This is a genomic window from Tolumonas lignilytica (assembly GCF_000527035.1).
Classification (GTDB): domain Bacteria; phylum Pseudomonadota; class Gammaproteobacteria; order Enterobacterales; family Aeromonadaceae; genus Tolumonas; species Tolumonas lignilytica.
This window is the reverse complement of sequence record NZ_AZUK01000002.1, coordinates 139,569-156,816: the sequence shown is the minus strand read 5'-3', so window position 1 is coordinate 156,816 and position 17,248 is coordinate 139,569. Positions and strand designations below refer to the sequence as shown.

The 17,248-nt window shown below is 46.1% G+C and carries 14 protein-coding genes and 5 tRNA genes; 10 read left to right on the top strand and 9 right to left on the bottom strand.

The window, feature by feature from the left end; translation table 11 throughout:
* Positions 1-133: 133 nt before the first annotated feature.
* A complete protein-coding gene (locus tag H027_RS18545; protein ID WP_024873395.1) occupies positions 134-571 on the top strand; it encodes an NUDIX hydrolase in 438 nt (145 codons plus the stop codon).
* A gap of 66 nt (positions 572-637) precedes the next feature.
* On the opposite strand, the gene H027_RS0115740 is transcribed toward H027_RS18545, so the two are convergent.
* The gene (locus H027_RS0115740; protein ID WP_038150069.1) at positions 638-1,591 is read right to left on the bottom strand and encodes a LysR family transcriptional regulator; all 954 of its coding nucleotides are present in this window, start codon (positions 1,589-1,591) and stop codon (positions 638-640) included.
* A 132-nt stretch (positions 1,592-1,723) separates the two neighbouring features.
* Here H027_RS0115740 and H027_RS0115735 point away from each other — a divergent pair, with 132 nt between their 5' ends.
* The 3 genes from H027_RS0115735 (at position 1,724) to H027_RS0115725 (ending at position 6,786) form a co-directional block, all read left to right on the top strand.
* A complete protein-coding gene (locus tag H027_RS0115735; RefSeq protein ID WP_024873393.1) occupies positions 1,724-3,139 on the top strand; it encodes an acetyl-CoA carboxylase biotin carboxylase subunit in 1,416 nt (471 codons plus the stop codon).
* Positions 3,140-3,178: 39 nt separating this feature from the next.
* Entirely contained in the window at positions 3,179-4,990 is a 1,812-nt protein-coding gene (oadA, locus tag H027_RS0115730; protein WP_024873392.1) for a sodium-extruding oxaloacetate decarboxylase subunit alpha, read from the top strand.
* 140 nt (positions 4,991-5,130) lie between these two features.
* Entirely contained in the window at positions 5,131-6,786 is a 1,656-nt protein-coding gene (locus H027_RS0115725) for a phosphoethanolamine transferase (RefSeq protein WP_237657987.1), read from the top strand.
* 169 nt (positions 6,787-6,955) lie between these two features.
* Here the strand turns inward: H027_RS0115725 and H027_RS0115720 are convergent.
* The 4 genes from H027_RS0115720 to H027_RS0115705 all read right to left on the bottom strand — a co-directional run bounded on the left by H027_RS0115720 (position 6,956) and on the right by H027_RS0115705 (position 7,345).
* Positions 6,956-7,040, bottom strand: a tRNA-Leu gene (locus H027_RS0115720).
* Between the two features lie 12 nt (positions 7,041-7,052).
* Positions 7,053-7,128: transfer RNA gene (locus H027_RS0115715), tRNA-His, on the bottom strand.
* A 51-nt stretch (positions 7,129-7,179) separates the two neighbouring features.
* Positions 7,180-7,256, bottom strand: a tRNA-Arg gene (locus H027_RS0115710).
* A gap of 12 nt (positions 7,257-7,268) precedes the next feature.
* Positions 7,269-7,345: transfer RNA gene (locus H027_RS0115705), tRNA-Pro, on the bottom strand.
* Positions 7,346-7,541: 196 nt separating this feature from the next.
* Between H027_RS0115705 and folD the strand changes: the two genes are divergently transcribed.
* Positions 7,542-8,396 (top strand): bifunctional methylenetetrahydrofolate dehydrogenase/methenyltetrahydrofolate cyclohydrolase FolD, encoded by an 855-nt coding sequence (folD, locus tag H027_RS0115700; protein WP_024873390.1) that lies wholly within the window; start codon positions 7,542-7,544, stop codon positions 8,394-8,396.
* A 23-nt stretch (positions 8,397-8,419) separates the two neighbouring features.
* Here the strand turns inward: folD and pmrB are convergent, their stop codons facing one another.
* Positions 8,420-9,496: a two-component system sensor histidine kinase PmrB gene (pmrB, locus tag H027_RS0115695; RefSeq protein WP_051449050.1), complete on the bottom strand. Its 1,077-nt coding sequence runs from the start codon at positions 9,494-9,496 to the stop codon at positions 8,420-8,422.
* Positions 9,477-10,139: a two-component system response regulator PmrA gene (locus H027_RS0115690; RefSeq protein WP_024873388.1), complete on the bottom strand. Its 663-nt coding sequence runs from the start codon at positions 10,137-10,139 to the stop codon at positions 9,477-9,479. Before H027_RS0115690 ends, pmrB begins: the two co-directional genes overlap by 20 nt.
* A gap of 119 nt (positions 10,140-10,258) precedes the next feature.
* On the opposite strand from H027_RS0115690, the gene H027_RS0115685 reads away from it, so the two are divergent.
* The gene (locus H027_RS0115685; RefSeq protein ID WP_161632472.1) at positions 10,259-11,005 is read left to right on the top strand and encodes a substrate-binding periplasmic protein; all 747 of its coding nucleotides are present in this window, start codon (positions 10,259-10,261) and stop codon (positions 11,003-11,005) included.
* A gap of 50 nt (positions 11,006-11,055) precedes the next feature.
* Here H027_RS0115685 and cysS read toward each other — a convergent pair whose 3' ends face one another.
* Positions 11,056-12,444 carry a cysteine--tRNA ligase gene (cysS, locus tag H027_RS0115680; protein WP_024873386.1) on the bottom strand — a complete coding sequence of 463 codons (1,389 nt, stop codon included), beginning with the start codon at positions 12,442-12,444 and terminating at the stop codon, positions 11,056-11,058.
* A gap of 160 nt (positions 12,445-12,604) precedes the next feature.
* Between cysS and H027_RS0115675 the strand changes: the two genes are divergently transcribed.
* Together H027_RS0115675 and H027_RS0115670 are read left to right on the top strand one after the other, a co-directional pair.
* On the top strand, positions 12,605-13,102 hold the full coding sequence (locus H027_RS0115675) for a peptidylprolyl isomerase (protein ID WP_024873385.1): 498 nt from the start codon (positions 12,605-12,607) through the stop codon (positions 13,100-13,102).
* Positions 13,103-13,150: 48 nt separating this feature from the next.
* Complete coding sequence (locus H027_RS0115670) at positions 13,151-13,888, top strand: UDP-2,3-diacylglucosamine diphosphatase (protein WP_024873384.1); 738 nt, start codon at positions 13,151-13,153, stop codon at positions 13,886-13,888.
* Positions 13,889-13,929: 41 nt separating this feature from the next.
* Here H027_RS0115670 and tyrR read toward each other — a convergent pair whose 3' ends face one another.
* Complete coding sequence (tyrR, locus tag H027_RS0115665) at positions 13,930-15,480, bottom strand: transcriptional regulator TyrR (RefSeq protein ID WP_024873383.1); 1,551 nt, start codon at positions 15,478-15,480, stop codon at positions 13,930-13,932.
* A gap of 169 nt (positions 15,481-15,649) precedes the next feature.
* Between tyrR and H027_RS0115660 the strand changes: the two genes are divergently transcribed.
* Both H027_RS0115660 and H027_RS18730 read left to right on the top strand, forming a co-directional pair.
* A tRNA-Ser gene (locus tag H027_RS0115660) sits at positions 15,650-15,737 on the top strand.
* An 82-nt stretch (positions 15,738-15,819) separates the two neighbouring features.
* A complete protein-coding gene (locus H027_RS18730; RefSeq protein ID WP_024873382.1) occupies positions 15,820-17,169 on the top strand; it encodes a site-specific integrase in 1,350 nt (449 codons plus the stop codon).
* The last annotated feature ends 79 nt before the right edge of the window (positions 17,170-17,248 follow it).

The following is a 17,248-nucleotide window of genomic DNA, read 5'->3' as shown; positions in this document are numbered from 1 at the left end:
AATATGACCTCACCATTTCTGATGACATAGATGCTCGTTTAACTCCAGAGAAGTTCATAGACTTTTGCTATAAAGCCTAATAATAATGAGGGAAATTCTTTTAATCCAAAGCATTAAACAGGAGTACAACAATATGAGCATGCATTTCAAACCCCGAAGGGCAACCTGTATTGTGGAGTGTGATCAGGGGATTTTGCTAACCGAAACGGCCCACGGGATGCTGCTATTACCCGGCGGCCAGGCCAATAGAGGGGAATCCCGTCTGGAAGCCGCCATTCGGGAGCTTAAAGAAGAAACCAATCTGCAGGCACATGCTGCTATTTTTTTGTTCGATCATGAATCACGATCAAATCGGCATAAAGTCTTCTATCTGATCGCAACAGGAACACCAATCCCGATGGATGATGCTAAAGCCCTGTTCTACCTCGATACATTACCTGCCGATAAGGCCGCATTGTTATCTCCGGCGACCAAAGAAATTATCGAACGATTTAAAACGGTTAAAGCAGAGCACCAGCATCATCTGGATGCACTCCGCACTATTTGCCTTAAAGATAAGTTGCCACTCTAAATTGTTTATTCTATTAAAGTGACCAGCCATTTGCAGGTTGTTTTACTGGCTGGTCCCATTTCCAACTCATTCTTTGCTTTCTACTTCAAATCGCTTTGCAATTTGGCTGATCACACTACGCTCGGTGCGAATAAATTGAATAAACGCCTCCATCACCGGCGACAAACGTTTACCCCGCGCATGTACCAGACACCAACTACGATAGAGTGGTAACTCTTTGACTGATAACTCCTTCAAATCGCCACTTTGTAACTCGCGATAAACGGCATGACGAGGTAAAAACGCCAAGCCTAAGCCTGCCAAAACCCCCTCACACTGGGCTTCATGAGAATTAAGCTCCATCGTCCGCGCAAAATGTACCCGTTTTTGCTGGAAAAACTCCTCACAGGCTTTGCGCGTTCCCGATCCGGGCTCACGGATCAGCAGTGGATAATCCTGCAGATCTTTCAGCGTCAATTCATCGTTCCGATCCTGACATAAGGGATGTGACGGCGGCGCCACGACAACGATTGGATTGTTCAGAAAAGGCATAAATTCCAGCGCCATGTCTTCCGGTACTAACGACATGATCACCACGTCATCACGATTCTCCGCAATACGCCGGATGATTTGCGCCCGGTTTACCACCCGGAGTAATGGGCTGACATCTGGGAATCGCTGCTGAAAGGCAGCCAACAGATGTGGAGTCAGATATTTTGCACTGGATTCCGCCGCAATTCGCAACTGACCTTTCAGAGAGCCACGTAAATCTGATAACTCCATATCCAAATCATCAAGTCGCTGAAAAATATCTGTGGTAGCTAGCAGCAGTCGTTCCGCCGCCGCCGTCAGATAAAGCTTCTTACCGACATATTCAAACAAGGGATGGTCAATTAACTCTTCCAACTGACGGATTTGTAAACTAACAGCCGGTTGAGTCAATGCCATTATTTCTGCTGCGCGACTATAGGAAAGTTGCTCACAAACAGCACGAAACACTTGTAATTGCCGTAATGTGATACGCATCAATGAGTTTCGCATCTCCCCTCCAGATGAATAAGTAATTACTTATAGTAAACACAATAAGAATTAATTTAAATTAATTCCTGATTCGACGTAGGGTTAAGATGTTTAGGAATCGTTCATTAATGAACAGTCAAGGAGGCAGTTTTCGTGATCAAAAAAATTCTGATTGCCAACCGGGGTGAAATCGCCGTCCGCATCGTTCGTGCTTGTTCCGAATTAGGTATTCGCTCAGTTGCCGTCTACTCAGATGCAGATCGTCATGCTCTCCATGTCAAACGAGCCGATGAGGCATACCCTCTGGGTGCAGATCCGCTGGCGGGTTATCTCAGCCCACAACGCTTGGTCAGTCTGGCCGTAGAAACTGGTTGTGATGCACTGCATCCCGGTTATGGTTTCTTGTCAGAGAATGCACAACTGGCCGAGTTATGTGCTGAACATGGCGTAAAATTTATTGGCCCGAGTGCTGAAGTTATTCGCCGTATGGGTGATAAAACCGAAGCCCGCCGCAGCATGATCGCTGCCGGCGTACCATGCACACCGGGCACAGAAGGCAATCTAGCTGACTTGGCTCAGGCCATCAGCGAAGCTGAACGTATTGGCTATCCCATCATGCTGAAAGCCACGTCCGGTGGCGGTGGTCGCGGTATTCGCCGCTGTAATAGTCGCGAAGAGTTGGAACAGGCCTATCCGCGTGTTATTTCGGAAGCAACCAAGGCTTTTGGTTCTGCGGAAGTGTTTCTGGAAAAATGTATCGTTAACCCCAAACACATTGAAGCGCAGATCCTTGCCGATAGTTTTGGGAACACCGTGCATTTATACGAGCGGGATTGCTCAATTCAGCGCCGCAACCAGAAATTGATCGAAATCGCCCCCAGCCCGCAACTGACCCCTGAACAGCGCGCCTACATCGGTGAACTGGCAGTCCGGGCTGCAAAAGCGGTCGGTTACGAAAATGCCGGGACCGTCGAATTCCTGCTGACAGGTGATGAAGTTTATTTCATGGAAATGAACACCCGTGTGCAGGTGGAACATACCATTACCGAAGAAATTACCGGTATCGACATCGTACGTGAACAGATCCGTATTGCTTCCGGTCTGGCGTTATCAATTAAACAGGAAGACATCCGACATCAGGGTTTTGCACTGCAATTCCGTATCAATGCAGAAGACCCGAAAAACAATTTTTTCCCCTCCTTCGGCAAAATAACCCGCTACTACGCACCGGGTGGTCCGGGGGTACGCACAGATACCGCTATCTATACCGGTTATGTGATCCCCCCTTACTACGACTCGATGTGTCTGAAACTGGTGGTCTGGGCACTGACCTGGGAAGAGGCATTAGCCCGAGGTCTGCGTGCGCTGGATGATATGCGGGTGCATGGTGTGAAAACAACCACCCCCTACTACCAACAAATCTTGCGTAATCCTGAATTCCGAACCGGCGAGTTCAATACCAGTTTTGTGGAAAACCATCCAGAACTGCTTGAATATTCAGAAAAACGCAGCCCGGAACAACTGGCTCTCGCTATTGCAACGGCAATCGCGGCATACGCCGGACTATAAGTATTTCAGAGCGGAACTCCGAACGAGGAAGAATTGAACATGAGCAAAAAAATTACCATCACCGATACCATTCTGCGCGATTCACACCAATCGTTACTGGCCACGCGTATGCGTACCGAAGATATGCTGCCGATCTGCAGCAAACTGGATCAAGTAGGTTACTGGTCACTGGAAGTCTGGGGCGGCGCAACCTTTGATGCTTGCGTGCGTTTTCTGAAAGAAGATCCGTGGGAGCGTCTGCGTCAGTTACGTCGGGCGCTGCCTAATACCCGTCTGCAAATGTTACTGCGCGGCCAGAACCTGCTCGGCTATCGCCATTACAGTGATGACGTGGTAGAAGCCTTTGTTGCCAAAGCTGCTGACAACGGGATCGATGTCTTCCGTGTCTTCGATGCCATGAACGATGTGCGCAATCTGGCGACTGCCATTCGCGCCGTTAAAAAAGCCGGCAAACATGCACAGGGAACCATCTGCTATACCACCAGCCCGGTTCACACCATTGATGCGTTTGTTGCTCAGGCTCATGAACTGGTTGCGCTGGGTGTCGATTCGATTGCCGTAAAAGACATGGCAGGATTGCTGACCCCTTATGCCACCGGTGATCTGGTGAAAGCACTGAAAGCCGCGGTTGATCTGCCGATTTTTGTTCATTCGCACGATACTGCGGGTGTGGCGAGCATGTGTCAGCTTAAAGCCATAGAAAATGGCGCGGATAACATCGATACCGCGATTTCCAGCATGGCCTGGGGCACCAGCCACCCGGCGACTGAATCCATGGTGGCGGCATTACGTGGCACTGAATACGACACCGGTCTGGATCTGGAATTGCTGCAGGAAATTGGCATGTATTTCCACGCGGTCCGTAAAAAATATCATCAGTATGAAAGTGATTTCACAGGTGTCGATACACGCGTTCAGGTGAATCAGGTGCCGGGTGGTATGGTTTCCAATCTGGCTAACCAACTGAAAGAACAAGGTGCTCTGAGTCGCATCAATGAAGTCTTCGATGAAATTCCGCGTGTGCGTAAAGATCTGGGTTATCCGCCACTGGTGACACCAACCTCTCAGATCGTTGGTACACAGGCAGTCTTCAACGTGCTGGCAGGTGAGCGTTATAAAACCATCACCAACGAAGTGAAACTGTACCTGCAGGGGCGCTACGGTAAATCTCCGGCACCGGTCAATGCCGCATTGCAACGTCAGGCGATTGGTAATGAAGAAGTCATTGATGTCCGCCCTGCCGACCTGCTGAAACCAGAACTGGCCAAATTGACCGCAGAAATCGGTGCATTGGCCAAATCAGAAGAAGACGTACTGACCTTTGCCATGTTCCCGGATATCGGTCGGAAATTCCTGCAGGATCGGGAAAACGGAACGCTGACACCGGAAGTATTACTGCCACAACCAGACTCACAGGCTGCACAGACCGTTGCCAAAGAAGGAATGCCGACTGAATTCGTGATCGATGTACATGGCGAGTCTTATCACATTGATATCACCGGGATTGGCATTAAGAGTGACAACAAACGCCATTTCTACATGTCCATTGATGGCTTGCCGGAAGAAGTGGTATTTGAACCACTCAATAATTACGTCGGTTCAGCCTCTGGCGGTAAACGGAAACAGGCTACATCTCCAGGGGATGTCAGCACAGCCATGCCGGGTAATATTGTTGATGTACTGGTGAAAGAAGGCGATAGCGTAAAAGCAGGTCAGCCACTGCTGGTAACAGAAGCAATGAAGATGGAAACTGAAATCATGGCGCCAATCTCCGGCAAGGTGAAAGCCGTGCATGTAGCCAAAGGGGATCGTGTCAATCCGGGCGATGTACTGATCGAGATTGAAGGCTAACCGATAAACTTTCTTCGATTCAACTTTGCTAAACCTAATGCCGAACCATTAGTTAAATGGTTCGGCATTAGCATAATGCAGATCTAAAATAAATACTTATTATTAAATTACGATTTACAGGTTATTATATACCATTCGGGTTGCGCATTTATTATACAGGGCATACAGTGTCATTTAGATTTACCGTTAAAAGTCAGCACTTTACATTACTACTTGCAAGCTATTTCACCTTAATATTCAATCTTCCATTTTTCCGTGAGACATGGAAAGTAATAAGCTCAATTGAGAACATAAAGACTGGATTTATTGTTTCAATTCCGTTTTTTGTTCTATTCGGCTTAACGATTATCTTTTCCCTGTTCACCATTAAATACATCACAAAACCGATTTTTGTGCTGCTGACCATCACCTCATCATTTGTTTTCTATGGTGGACTGGTCTATGGCACTATGTTTGACTATGGAATGATTCAAAACTCAACGCAGACGAATTGGTCAGAAGCCTCCAGTTATCTGAATCTCAACCTGATTGTTTCTTTTTTTCTGACCGGGCTACTGCCAGTCTATTTGATTATTAAAACCAAGATTAAATATCAACCATTGCTGAAAGAAGTTTTAACGAAAACGGCTTTAATTGGTATTTCTCTACTTGGATTAGCAATTATTGCATCTTTCTATTATCAGGATTACGCCGCGATAGGTCGTAATAATAAATTCCTGCAGAAATATATTGTGCCAACACAATATGTCTGGAGTAGTTACAAATATACTCAGGAAACTTATTTCACCACGCCGTTGGTCTATCAAAAACTCGGGCTGGATGCTAAACAAAGTGCAACCATTCCTAACGCTAAACCCAACCTCACCGTCATGGTTTTGGGCGAAACGGCTCGCACCATGAACTATAGGTATAATGGTTATTCTCGGGACACCAACCCATTTACGGCTAAAAACGGCCTGATCTCATTCCAGCATGTCTCTTCTTGTGGCACATATACTGCCCTTTCGGTTCCCTGCATGTTTTCATTCATGGGCAAAGAACATTACGAAGAAAACCGGGCCTATAATCAGGACAATGTTCTGGACGTGATCCAGCGGGCTGGAGTGAATGTGCGCTGGTTTGATAATGATAGTGGCTGTAAAGGGGTCTGTGCGAGAGTGCCGACGCTTGAAATTGATATCAAAACCCAATCGCCATTATGTGATGGTAAATACTGCTTTGATGAAATCATGTTGCCCCAACTGGAACAAGCGCTCAATCAAGCAAACGGTAAAACCAGCCTGATTGTTTTACATCTTATCGGGAGCCACGGGCCAACCTATTCTCGTCGTTATCCCGACAATCATCGGCTATTTACCCCCGATTGCGAACGCAGCGACATCCAGAACTGCAATCACGATGAGCTAGTAAATACTTATGATAATACAATTGCTTATACGGATTACATCATCTCGAGAGTCATCGATATATTAAAAACTCATGATCGTGACTATGATACCAGCATGCTTTATATGTCAGATCATGGTGAATCGCTCGGTGAGAAAGGGCTATATCTGCACGGAACCCCTTATGCACTGGCACCGGCAGAGCAAACCCATGTTCCCGCCTTACTTTGGCTATCCGATAGTTATATAAAAGATAACCAAATTAACACGGATTGCTTGCATCAGGAGGCGGTATCAAAAGACATATCTCACGACTATCTGTCGCATAGTCTGATGGGATTGATGAATATTACTGCTTCGACCTATCATCCTGAGCTTGATTTCATGGCGAATTGCCGTCAGCACAGTTAATTATCGCAAGTCGATCAAAAAAAGCCTGGAAGAAACCTTCAGGCTTTTTATTTCTAACCCACTGGTTATCAAACTGGTCATCCATTCAATTAGATATCTGGCCGACATGATTCATAAATTTCAGGCACAAAAAAACCAGCTCAGGGCTGGTTATTTGCTTAATTTGACATGGTGCGGAAGGAGAGACTCGAACTCTCACACCTTGCGGCGCCAGAACCTAAATCTGGTGCGTCTACCAATTTCGCCACTTCCGCGATGCCAAATTTTGGGGTGGCTAATGGGACTCGAACCCACGACAACCGGAATCACAATCCGGGGCTCTACCAACTGAGCTATAGCCACCATCGAACCGTGTTGTCTCGCCATCTTTGAAGCCGAACAACTATCGCCTTTTGGCACGCCCTACAGGATTCGAACCTGTGACCCACGGCTTAGAAGGCCGTTGCTCTATCCAACTGAGCTAAGGGCGCACTGGAAGAAAGTGGTCGGTGATAAAGGATTCGAACCTTTGACCCTCTGGTCCCAAACCAGATGCGCTACCGGGCTGCGCTAATCACCGATTATTTACTCTGTCGAAGGCGTCCGACGACGGAGGCGAATATTATAGACTCCCCCCTATATCGTCAAACGCTTTTTAGTGAAAAAACACTAACCGTTCACATATTGAACGACCAAGGTAACCTTTTGTTTATGCACTAACCTTATTGTAAAAAAAATGCGACAATAGCGTTAGCAAAGCAAGGTGAGTGGAAGGTATGTCTGCAAAAATCATTGATGGAAAAGCGATTGCCCTGTCTGTGCGTCAGCGTGTGGCTGCCCGTGTAGCAGAACGTAAGGCGCTTGGTTTACGAGCACCAGGGCTGGCCGTTGTGCTGGTTGGTGAAGATGCGGCGTCTCAGGTTTATGTCGGCAGTAAACGCCGCGCCTGTGAGGAAGTTGGTTTTATTTCTAAATCTTATGATTTAGCAGCTACGACCACACAAGATGAACTTTTATCCCTGATTGATACGCTCAATAGTGATCCGACTGTGGACGGTATTTTGGTTCAGCTTCCGTTGCCTGCCCATCTTGATTCAACACAGGTAATTGAACGTATTCTGCCGAATAAGGATGTTGATGGTTTTCATCCATATAATGTTGGCCGTTTAGCACAGCGTATCCCTGCCCTGCGTCCTTGTACCCCCAAAGGCATGATGACGCTGCTGGAAAGTACCGGTCTTGAATTGAAAGGAATGAACGCCGTTATCATTGGCGCATCCAATATCGTCGGTCGTCCGATGACTCTGGAATTGTTACTCGCGGGATGCACCACGACAACCTGTCACCGCTTTACCAAGGGGTTGGAACAGTTTGTCAGACAGGCTGATATTCTGGTTGTTGCTGTGGGGAAAGCCGAGTTTATTCCTGGTGAATGGGTTAAACCGGGCGCAATTGTGCTGGATGTTGGGATCAACCGCTTATCGAATGGCAAATTAGTCGGTGATGTGGAATATACGACTGCAGAACAGCGTGCAGGATATATTACGCCTGTGCCTGGTGGTGTTGGTCCAATGACAGTGGCAACACTGATCGAAAATACACTTCAAGCGTGTGAACAATACCATAGCTAGATAACGACAATGGGCTGAGATACTCAGCCCTTCTTATCTTCATTCGGGAAGATAATTTCCACTCTTAAACCTTTGGGTGCATGATGATTTTCAATGTGTAGATTTGCTCTATGCAACGCACAAACCCGAGCCACAATGTTGAGACCCAGACCAATTCCGTTCCCCCGTTGATCAAATCGCTGAAACGCATCTGTTAATGCCGCTATTTTAGAGTCTTCAACCCCCGCGCCCATATCTGTCACCATCAACGCAGGCTGATCATTTACCATTTCAACGGTAATCGTCACGACTGAATTCTGATCAGCATATCGATTACTGTTTCCAATAAGATTACGCAACAACATCCGTAATAGTGTCGCATCCCCCTCGACTGTCAAAGAGCTGGGGCAATCGATCTGCAAGGTCTGCTCTTGAGAACGCAACATTTCGGCCAGTTCATTCTTTAATGGCAGCACAACATCCTGAACCAAATCCACTTGTGTCTGTAAACCCATCACCATTTGCTGTTCCATACGAGCCATAGTCAGTAGTTGCTCAATGGTATGTTGCATACTGTCCAATCGGGCGATCAGTGGCTTAATTTCTTCCGGATGTTGTAACGCTAACAGCTCAAGATTCAAGCGTATTCCGGCTATGGGAGTTCTTAACTCATGGGAGACATCCGCTGTAAATTGACGCTCGCGCTGAAAAGCCTGTTGCAGCTTAAGCATTAAACCGTTCAATGCACCAGTAATCGCAATCACTTCCTTGCTATTGCTGTCTGCATCAAAGGGTTGCCATTGTTCTACAGTGCGTTGCTGTAATTGGTTCGTCAGTCTTTTTAATGGCGCCACGATCCAGCTGATCATGAAAGCGGCCGCAGCCAAACTCATCAGAAACTCGATTGCAGTAGGAACCAACAACGCACTCAGCATTTCTTTATTGGTGCCATGAAGCTGATGTATCGTTGATTCCGGTTGTCCGATATTGCGTAGCGTAGTGGCTAATAATTCCCGATCTTCGTGCAATAACCACGCAATGGTAAGTGTTTGTGTGATAAAAATAATCACACCTAAACTGAGTAATAATCGGCGGGATAAACTATTCAGCCTGCGATTCAAGACGATACCCCTCTCCACGTATGGTCTTGATGTAATTAGACCCCAATTTACGCCGTAAGTGATGTATATAAACTTCTAATGTATTTGACCCGATCTCGTCCGTCCAGTCATACAAATCCTGTTGTAAACGCTCACGCTGAACTGTTTTCCCCGCATGCAACATAAGCCGCCGCAAAATGGCATATTCCATGCGCGTTAGCGTTAATTCATTGCCGTTTTGCCAAACCTGATGATGATTCATATCTAACTTGAGCGAACCGAATTGCAGGGCATTTTCTGTTTTTTCAAACCGCCGCCGCATCAATGCACGCACTCGTGCTTGTAATTCTGCAAGTGCAAATGGCTTAACCAAATAGTCGTCCGCCCCTGAATCAAGCCCCTTGACTCGATCATCCAGAGAATCCCGAGCGGTAAGGATTAAGACCGGGAGAACACACCCCTGCTGACGCCATGTTTTCAATAGCGATAAGCCATCACCATCGGGTAAGCCAAGGTCAAGAATCAATAAATCATAATCGTTCAATGTGTAACGACGAGCTTCACTGATACTATTGGCAACATCACAGCAGTATTGTTGTTGTACTAATGCCTTTTGTAATCCATTGAGTAATAGCGCATCATCTTCAACCAATAAGATTTTCATCTGTTCACACCATTGATAACTAACTAATTGTAATTACGTGATTATTTGACAATTTTTCTACTATCATCTATATGTAATCCGAGCTGAAATTTTTTATTCACGGATCGGAGAACGCCTGCTTGAGACTACGGTGGTTAATTCCAGTTATTACTTCTGTCTCTTTGGCCCATGCCTCACAGGTAGGGCTGACTTTTCTCAGCGAACAAAATCCACCTGTAAACTATCAGGATAACAACCAACATGCGGCCGGGTTTTCTGTTGATTTGCTGCATCTGATCTGGGAAGAAATGTCTGAACCTCAGCAATCCATCCAATTTTTACCTTGGGCACGCGCTTATTATATAACGCAGACAGAGCCAGGGAGTGTGTTGTTCGCAACATCACGAACATCTGAACGGGAAAATATGTTTAAGTGGGTGTGCCCTATCAGTACATCTAATGTTGTCTTAATTCAGCGTAAGAATGAATATCAGGATCTGTCATCACAAGCAGCACTGAAAAAACTGACTATTGGTGTTGTTCGTGCGGATATTGCAGAAGACGTTGTTATCGCTCAAACGCATAATAAAATTAAATTATTCAAAGCCAGAAATATTGAGCAACTCATCTTGCTGTTACAGTCGCATAAGGTCGATATGATCGCGACTTACGAACCCGTGTTTTATACCACCTTGCAGCAAAATGGCATCGATCCGGCGAATTATCCCCGTAAGTTGATCTTGCAACAAATGACTGACTGTTATGCTTTTAACCGAGCAACCAGTGATAATGTCATAAAAAAATATCAGGATGCGCTCACTAAAGTCCGCCACAGCCAGAAATACAACGATTTGCTTGAACGCTATCAAATGCTTAATTTCAAATAAAAAAGCCAGTCTGGCTCAATGTGTCAGACTGGCTTTTTCAGGCTAAATAATTACCCTTTACGACGCCATGTTGTGCCCTGAGGTCCATCTTCCAGTACGATATTCATTTCCGTGAGCTTATTGCGAGCTTCATCCGCCAATGCCCAGTTTTTGCTGGCACGCGCTTCATTGCGGGTCTTGATCAGCAGTTCAATTTCCGCCACATCATCGGCTTCTGCCGCGCCGGATTGCAAGAATTGCTCCGGTTCTTGCTGTAAAATACCAAGAACCCCACCCAAACGTCGTAAACAAGCTGCTAATGCAACTGCTTCAGCTGGAGAATCTTGTTTCGCTTTATTCAGATCGCGCGCCAGGTCAAATAGGACGGAGTAAGCTTCTGGCGTATTAAAATCATCATCCATTGCTGACTGGAAACGCGTCTCGAACGGTGCAGATAGCTCTGTTTTCTCCTCACCGAACGCAACCCCTCGTAATGCAGTGTAGAAACGTTCCAGCGAGGCACGAGCTTGTTGTAGATTTAAATCGGAATAATTCAGCGGGCTGCGATAATGACCAGACATCAGGAAATAACGCACCGTTTCAGCGTCATAAACCTTCAGCACATCACGAATAGTGAAGAAATTACCTAACGATTTAGACATTTTTTCTTCATCAACCATTACCATCCCGGAGTGCATCCAGGTATTAACGTAAGGGGTATGATGCGCACAGCAGCTTTGTGCAATTTCATTTTCATGATGAGGGAACTGCAAATCAGAACCACCACCATGGATATCAAAATGATGTCCCAGATGTTTAGAGTTCATTGCCGAACATTCGATGTGCCAGCCAGGACGCCCAGCTCCCCATGGCGAATCCCACATGGGTTCGCCTGGTTTCGACATCTTCCACAAGACAAAATCCATTGGATTGCGTTTGCTTTCATCAACATCAACACGCGCGCCGGCCTGCAGCTGTTCGATGTTTTGTCCTGACAGACGGCCATATTCCGGGAAACTATCAATCGAAAACAGGACATCACCATTATCAGCTACATACGCATAACCCTGATCGAGCAGACTCTGCACCAGTGCAATGATTTCGCCAATATGCTGGGTTGCACGTGGCTCAATATCAGGGCGTTGCAGTTTTAATGCATCAAAATCAGCATGCATATCACCAATCAGCCGCTCGGTCAGAAGATCACAGCTCTCTGCATTTTCAGCCGCACGTTTGATGATCTTGTCATCGACATCTGTAATATTACGCACGAAAGTGACGTCGTAACCCAAGTAACGCAGATAGCGAACAACCACATCGAATGCGACAAACGTGCGACCATGCCCGATATGACACAAATCGTAGATGGTGACACCACAGACATACATACCCACTTTGCCGGGGTGGATTGGTTTAAATTCTTCTTTCTGGCGAGTCAGGGTATTGTAAATCTTCAGCATAATGTCACCGTCTTAATCATGAATCTCGACATTCTAAAGAAGAGAGCCCGAGATTGCACCCCTACTTTCTCTTGGGTTTTAACAGATGTTTTACTTATCGGCTTTTGTGTATCCACTTCATCAGCTAGAATCAGCGCACAACTTTTAAAGAGGCAAAAGCATGTCTATTACTCTGCATACCAATTTTGGCGATATCACTCTGGAACTGTTTGCTGACAAGGCACCTGTTACTGCAGCAAACTTCCTGCAATACTGCCGTGACGGTCACTACAACGGCACTATTTTCCACCGTGTCATTGGCAATTTCATGATCCAGGGCGGCGGCTATGCGCCAGGTTTTGAAGAGAAAGAAACTCGCGCACCAATTAAAAACGAAGCGAACAACGGTGTATCGAATAAGATTGGTACCATCGCGATGGCCCGTACTATGGAGCCACATTCAGCTTCTGCCCAGTTCTTTATTAACGTGGCTGACAACACCTTCCTAGACTTTAAATCTGAGTCAATGCAGGGTTGGGGTTATTGCGTATTCGGTCAGGTCACTGACGGCATGGATATCGTCAACAAAATCAAAGCAGTAAAAACAGGCCGTTTCGGTATGCATCAAGATGTACCGAAAGAAGATGTTGTTATTGAAAACGTGACTATTACTGAATAATCCGTCTGCCATACCGTTTTAACGGTATGGCTCTTCTACCCCATACTCATGACTAAACTCTTTATTGCCGATTTACATCTCAGCGAAAACCGACCAGATCTGACTGATGCTTTTATCCGTTTTTTAGAAACGGAAGCCAGAGCAGCCGAGGAACTCTATATTCTGGGTGATTTGTTCGAATTCTGGATAGGTGATGATGAACAATCACCATTACAACAACAGGTTACCTTGGCATTAAGAGCATTAGCCGAGCACGGGTGTTTACTTTTTTATTCTCATGGCAACCGAGATTTTATGATTGGGAAACGGTTTGCCCAAGAATGTCAGATGACTCTGCTACCGCCTATTTATTCCTGTGAGCTGGCTGGTGAAAAAGCGTTATTGTTACATGGCGACCTGCTCTGCACCGAGGATGAGGCTTACCAGCGTTTTCGACGGATCACCAGTTGGCCCTGGTTACGTTGGCTATTTCTGCATTTGCCATTATCCCGCCGTGTGAAAATAGCACAACAAATCCGGCAAGGCAGCCGTCAGGGGAAACAACAAAAAAGCCTGCGTATTATGGATGTCACACCGCAGAGTGTGGTTGCGTGTTTTGAGCAACATCAGGCAACGTTGATGATCCACGGACATACTCACCGTCCTAAAATTCATGACGTCGAATTACACCTCCGCATAAAAGCACGGCGGATTGTGCTGGGTGATTGGGATACACATCTCTGGTATCTGAAAATTGATGGTCAGCAGATTGATTTGCTGTCTCGCCCAATTACTACCCCTGAATAACATCAAACCACGTCATGCGTGGTTTGGCTCTCAGCCCAAAGCTAATCTGTTTTATTCAAACCGTATTCCCGCAACTTATTCGCCACTGCGGTATGAGATATGCCCAAGCGTTGCGCCAGTTGTCGGCTGGAAGGATAGAGCGGATATAGCCGTTCCAGCATCAGCTTTTCAAAGCGTTTAGTGGCTTCGGGCAATGAACCGTCAAACCACTGCTCGGCGGTTGATTCGTGCGCATCCATCAATGGTAGCCGCAACATATCCGGGGTAAGTTCATCTCCTTCCAGCAAGGTTAGCGCCTGATACAACGCATTTTTGAGTTGTCTGACATTCCCCGGCCACGGATAACTGTTCAGAAATTCGGTCATAGAACGAGAAAAACGTGGGCGACGCCGCTGCAGTTCATCACTGATCCGACTACAAAATTGCTGTGCTAATGGCATGATATCCGCCAGTCGTTGCCGTAATGCCGGCATTTCCAACGCGAGCACATTGAGACGGAAAAAAAGATCTTCGCGGAAGAGCCCTTTGCGCACCTGTTCTCCCAGCGATTTGCGGGTTGTACAATACAGGCGGACATCGACGGTGACCTCACTCTCCTGCCCGACCCGGTGAAAACGCCCGTCTTGCAATACCCGGAGTAATTTACTTTGCAGTAACGGTGACATCTCGGCAACTTCATCCAGCAAAAAGGCTCCGCCAGAAGCTTGCTCCAATAACCCCTTTTTACCCGGCCACTCAGGGCCAAATGCACCGGGTGCCGAACCAAAGAGTTCGTGCTCTGCCACATCATCCGGCAACGCAGCACAATTCAGTGTTAGCAGCGGCCCATTGGCCCGTAAGCTGGCCCGGTGACAGGCACGCGCCAACATCTCCTTTCCTGATCCGGTTTCACCCATGATTAACAATGGCTGATCCTGCATTGCAAAACGGCGAGCCTGATGCAATAGCTGGTGCATCACCTGACTTTCCGCACAGAACTGCTCGAAACTGCTGTCATCATAGCTATGCAATAAATTGAAGTGATGACCGACCCGACGCGCAGATTTCAGTACGACAACCGCCCCAGCCAGATGAGAAACGCCCAGTGTATCTGGAATGAAAATCGGTAGAATATCTGCCAGAAACTCTTCGCCAGCGAAAATCAGTTTACAGGTTTCTGGTTGCGGATTTTCTGAAGTCAGCCATTGCAGAAACGCAAACCCCTTGAGAAAACTACCAGCCTGGACGCCTTGAATGTCTTTCAGCGATAAACGCAGGATGTTCAGCACCGCATCGTTAGCCTGTGTTAGACGGCCTTTGATGTCTAAAGCAAAAACCAGATCAGGCAACGCCTTCATTAAGGCTTGGATCTCGTGATGTTCACGCTCTGAAGGCATGAAGCCCACTGTTTTGACATCTATTACACCAGTAATGCGACGTAAATCAGGCAGCAATTTTTGCAGACTCGTAAAATCAACATCCGGCAGATGCAAATAGATAATTCCCGCGACATCGAGTTCAATACCCCGCAGATCAATCTGATTAGCCTCTAACTGCGCCAACAACTCTCTGGTCAGCCCGAGCCGATCTTCACACGTTACTTGCAACCGCATTAATTGCTTACCTTTTTACCAATCTGACCATTGATTATACGGTCGATAGGCAAAAGCACCTAGCATCCGGATTTTTTTACAAAAAAGGATTGACCCCATATGCCCTTTCTCATACAGTAGCGCCCCGTCGAAAGGGTAATGTGAGTCACAACCTGAAAGACAAAAATTTGGTGAGTTGTCCGAGTGGCTGAAGGAGCACGCCTGGAAAGTGTGTATACGGCAACGTATCGAGAGTTCGAATCTCTCACTCACCGCCATATTAAGTGATTGATTATTAACGAGTTTGTCTAAAATTTTTGCCTTGATAATGCCAAGTGTGGCAATCGGGTGTGACAAGCTATGTATTTAGTCAAAAACGCACTAAGCAATTACTATACGAGAATTGCACTGCCCAAATCACTCCGTGATTTGGGCTTTCCCTTTTCCGTAAGAGTCTCTCTTGAGACAAAGTCCAGAAAGGTTGCCATCGACAGAAACCTGAAAATGGCAGCACATCTTCGTCATCTGATTGATACTCTTGCAACGTCAGTCTCTGCGCATACCTTCCAAAAATGGATCCTTGATGCTGCAACCCAATTCCGGGCAAATGCTTACTGTGACATTCCCTCACCCCAGATCGTCGCGCCAAGCATAACTGATGAAACTCAGACTAGTGGTAAAGCTCTACTACCACCTCAGCTTTCAACTGGTGTTAGACTCGCGCAGAGCATGACGTTTGATGCTGCGCTCGAACGATTCCTTGCATCGAAGCAAAGTGAAAAAATTCAGCAAAAATCGATAGGCTTATTGCGCTTACGGATCTCCGCATTCGTCAAGTGGGCAAAAAAGAAAAAATTTACTCATGTTGATCAGATCGAACCTCGCCATGCCATGGATTATCGAGACCAACTGTTAACAACAACATTCAGCAGCAAAACCAAAACACTTTATCTTTCCGCGACAAAACAATTTTTTAGCTGGTGTACCACACTACAGTTTTGTCTGGTTCATCCATTCCAAAATATTAAGTTTCCACATAAGAAAAACGTTAAAAAAGATGAAAACCGTCGCTGTCGCTGGAAACAATCAGAAGCTAAAAAACTATTTGATTATCTGATGGGGCGTTTTCGAGCGACAGATCGACCCTTAAAAATTCAGGATTATTGGGTTCCATTGATCTGTCTATATATGGGATTACGGCCTTCTGAAGCGTGCCAACTGAGCAGCAAAAACGTCATCGAAATGAACGGGATCTGGGTTCTTAATGTAGACAAAGCAGACGAAGAATCGACGTTAAAAACTGAAAATGCCTATCGTGTGGTCCCCATCCATCAAGCTTTACTTGACCATGGATTTCTCGAATTTGTAGAACAAGGGAAAAACAGAAAGCAATTATTTGACGATAAACCTTTCGGTCCTGACCACGACTGGTCAAATAATTTAGTTCGTCGATATACCCGACACCTCACTCGTGCAGGTTTCCTTGGGAACCCTAGGCCAACTGTGTATGGTTTCCGTCATACGTTCATTGACGAACTACAGCAAGCTCAGATCCCAGAAAATATCGTTTCGGAACTCGTTGGTCATGCGAAACCAGGTTTTACCTATAGTCATTACGGTAAAAACATCAATGTCCCGTTACTTCAAAGCACAGTGAATACATTTCCATATGACTTTTTAGATTGGAGCAAGTTAGACTCGCATCGATGAAATTATTTAAAAAATACAATATATTATTATTTTTCAAATACTTATTGACATTTAATTATTGGAATGTATTTTATCTTCA

Coding starts and splice junctions, on each gene's coding strand:
- oadA (WP_024873392.1), top strand. CDS start 3,179: ATGAGCAAAAAAATTACCATCACCGATACCATTCTGCGCGATTCACAC.
- H027_RS0115675 (WP_024873385.1), top strand. CDS start 12,605: ATGTCTATTACTCTGCATACCAATTTTGGCGATATCACTCTGGAACTG.
- H027_RS0115670 (WP_024873384.1), top strand. CDS start 13,151: ATGACTAAACTCTTTATTGCCGATTTACATCTCAGCGAAAACCGACCA.
- folD (WP_024873390.1), top strand. CDS start 7,542: ATGTCTGCAAAAATCATTGATGGAAAAGCGATTGCCCTGTCTGTGCGT.
- H027_RS0115740 (WP_038150069.1), bottom strand. CDS start 1,591: ATGCGAAACTCATTGATGCGTATCACATTACGGCAATTACAAGTGTTT.
- H027_RS18545 (WP_024873395.1), top strand. CDS start 134: ATGAGCATGCATTTCAAACCCCGAAGGGCAACCTGTATTGTGGAGTGT.
- H027_RS18730 (WP_024873382.1), top strand. CDS start 15,820: ATGTATTTAGTCAAAAACGCACTAAGCAATTACTATACGAGAATTGCA.
- tyrR (WP_024873383.1), bottom strand. CDS start 15,480: ATGCGGTTGCAAGTAACGTGTGAAGATCGGCTCGGGCTGACCAGAGAG.
- cysS (WP_024873386.1), bottom strand. CDS start 12,444: ATGCTGAAGATTTACAATACCCTGACTCGCCAGAAAGAAGAATTTAAA.
- H027_RS0115690 (WP_024873388.1), bottom strand. CDS start 10,139: ATGAAAATCTTATTGGTTGAAGATGATGCGCTATTACTCAATGGATTA.